This is a genomic window from Methylobacterium sp. CCH5-D2, from assembly GCF_001556475.1.
In the GTDB taxonomy this organism is placed as follows: Bacteria; Pseudomonadota; Alphaproteobacteria; order Rhizobiales; family Beijerinckiaceae; genus Methylobacterium; species Methylobacterium hispanicum.
The window spans coordinates 1-1942 of sequence record NZ_LSIX01000711.1 but is presented as its reverse complement, the minus strand read 5'-3'; the positions used below and the strand labels follow the sequence as shown (position 1 = coordinate 1942).

Sequence of the window (1942 nt, the reverse complement as noted above, 5' to 3'; positions counted from 1 at the left end):
GCGGCAGGGCGGGGGTGCCGGCCGGTGCGGGCGCGCGCGACGGGTGGGCGCCGCGGCCGAACAGCGTGCGCTGGATCAGCGCCGTCGATTCCTCCAGGCGGCCGAGGCCCGTCAGGCGGGTCGCCTCGAACATGGCATCGAGAGGAGCATGCCTCCGGTCGTCGGAATCGGTCATGGGTGCCTCACGGCTCGGGGGAAGGGATCGGACGGCGCGGATCTCAGCGCAGCCGGTCGGCCAGCGCCGCCCGGACCGCCGGGCTCGCCTGCAGGCTGCCCAGCACCTCCAGGGACGCGATCGCCGCGCGGGCGAGGTCGGGGCCGACGTCGGGCGCGATGCTGGCAAGGCCCAGCACGCGGATGTCGAGGCGGCGGCCCTCGGCGAGCGCCGCCTCGAGGTCGGCGCGGTCGATCCGGCGCAGGCCGAGCTCGACGCTGCGCCGCGCCACGGACTGGCGCGTCACCTCGGCGTGGCGCTCGATCTGGTTGCGGATCGCCGTGCGGATGAAATCGCTGCGGTTGGCGTAGACCCCCTCGGCGACCAGCAGGTCGAGGTGGCCGAGATCGATCGGGCCGAGATTGATCGTGATCTTCTCGCTGTCGCCGGGCCGGGCCGGCGGACGCGGCCCGGATGGGCTGACCGTCCTGTCGGGCTGCAGGTCGAGCATCGAACCATCTCCACACCATCCACGGGGATGGATATGGGATGTTCGTTGTGCAGCGCAATAGCCGATGACGCGACGCAGCAAACCGGCGCGGTCAGGCCGGCTCGTCGGCCCCGATATACTCGGCCCAGATCGCGCCGGCGCCCAGGCTCGCCCGGAAGGCGTCGTGCCGGGCGCGCTCCTCCGCGGTGAGGCGCTGGCGCAGCGGGCGGGGCCCGCGATCGACCGGCCGGGCCTCGCCCGCCGCCGTCTCCACCGCCCGCGCCTCCACCGCCCCTCCGAGGGCGAGGCCGGTCTGCTTGCCGCCGAGCAGCTCGATATAGACCTCGGCCAGGATCTGCGCGTCGAGGAGCGCGCCGTGCTTGGTGCGGCGGCTGCGGTCGATGCCGTAGCGGTTGCACAGCATGTCGAGGCTGTTGCCGGCGCCCGGGTGCTTCTTTCGGGCGAGGATCAGCGTGTCGACCACGTCCTCTAGCCGGATCGCGGGCGGGGCACCGGCCCCGAGCCGCCCGTACTCCATGTTGAGGAAGCCGACGTCGAAGGGCGCGTTGTGGATCACCAGCGGGGCGTCCCCGCAGAAGGCCACGAAGTCGGCCACGATGTCGGCAAAGAGCGGCTTGTCGGCGAGGAAGGCGTCGGACAGCCCGTGCACCGCGAAGGCGTCGGGATGCACCGCCCGCTGCGGGTTGACGTAGCGGTGGAAGGTGCGCCCGGTCTGCACGTGGTTGACGAGCTCGACGCAGCCGACCTCGATCAGGCGGTCGCCGTTCTTGGCGTCCGTGCCGGTGGTCTCGGTATCGAGAACGATCTCGCGCAGCATCATCCAGCACCCGTGGCCCGGCCGAGCCTAACCGATAGACCGGGCGGGGTTAACCGAGTGCGCGCTCGGGATGGCGCGAGGGCGGGGGGACCGCGTGTCCGAGGTCGTGGGCCAGCGCGATCCAGGCCTCGATCGCGTCCTGCACGTTGCGGAGCGCCTCCTGCGGGCTCGCGCCGTCGGACCTGCATCCGGGCAGGTCCGGCACCGTGGCCGCGAAGCCGCCGCCGTCCTCGACGGTGAGGGGGGCGATCACGACCGGGTAGACGCGTTCGCTCACGGGACGGCTCTCATATCGATTCTGGTCGAAGAGTTCGGTCTGACGCAACGTCTCACGACGAAGCGCGGGTCCCCACTCCTTCAGGGCAGGGTGATCGCATATGGCGAGACACCCTGCCTCGGCTCGCGCCTGAACCGCACCGCGCCCCCTCTCCCGTGCGGGAGAGGGTTGGGGTGAGGGATG

3 protein-coding genes and 1 pseudogene are annotated in these 1942 nt (G+C 72.1%); all 4 read right to left on the bottom strand.

Translation table 11 applies throughout. From position 1 onward, the window contains the following. Nucleotides 1-175 (bottom strand): annotated as a pseudogene (locus tag AX737_RS36025) (esterase); the annotation flags it as partial. Nucleotides 176-218: 43 nt separating this feature from the next. After that, on the bottom strand, nt 219-665 hold the full coding sequence (locus AX737_RS18625) for a CopG family transcriptional regulator (protein WP_066924014.1): 447 nt from the start codon (nt 663-665) through the stop codon (nt 219-221). 91 nt (nt 666-756) lie between these two features. Continuing rightward, nucleotides 757-1482 carry a DNA polymerase III subunit epsilon gene (gene dnaQ / locus AX737_RS18620; protein ID WP_066924012.1) on the bottom strand — a complete coding sequence of 242 codons (726 nt, stop codon included), beginning with the start codon at nt 1480-1482 and terminating at the stop codon, nt 757-759. Nucleotides 1483-1531: 49 nt separating this feature from the next. After that, nucleotides 1532-1759 (bottom strand): type II toxin-antitoxin system HicB family antitoxin, encoded by a 228-nt coding sequence (locus AX737_RS18615; protein WP_066924010.1) that lies wholly within the window; start codon nt 1757-1759, stop codon nt 1532-1534. Nucleotides 1760-1942: the final 183 nt, after the last annotated feature.

What these genes read in the sequence shown, in the direction of transcription:
- dnaQ (WP_066924012.1), bottom strand. Translation starts at nt 1,482, where the DNA reads ATGCTGCGCGAGATCGTTCTCGATACCGAGACCACCGGCACGGACGCC.
- AX737_RS18625 (WP_066924014.1), bottom strand. Translation starts at nt 665, where the DNA reads ATGCTCGACCTGCAGCCCGACAGGACGGTCAGCCCATCCGGGCCGCGT.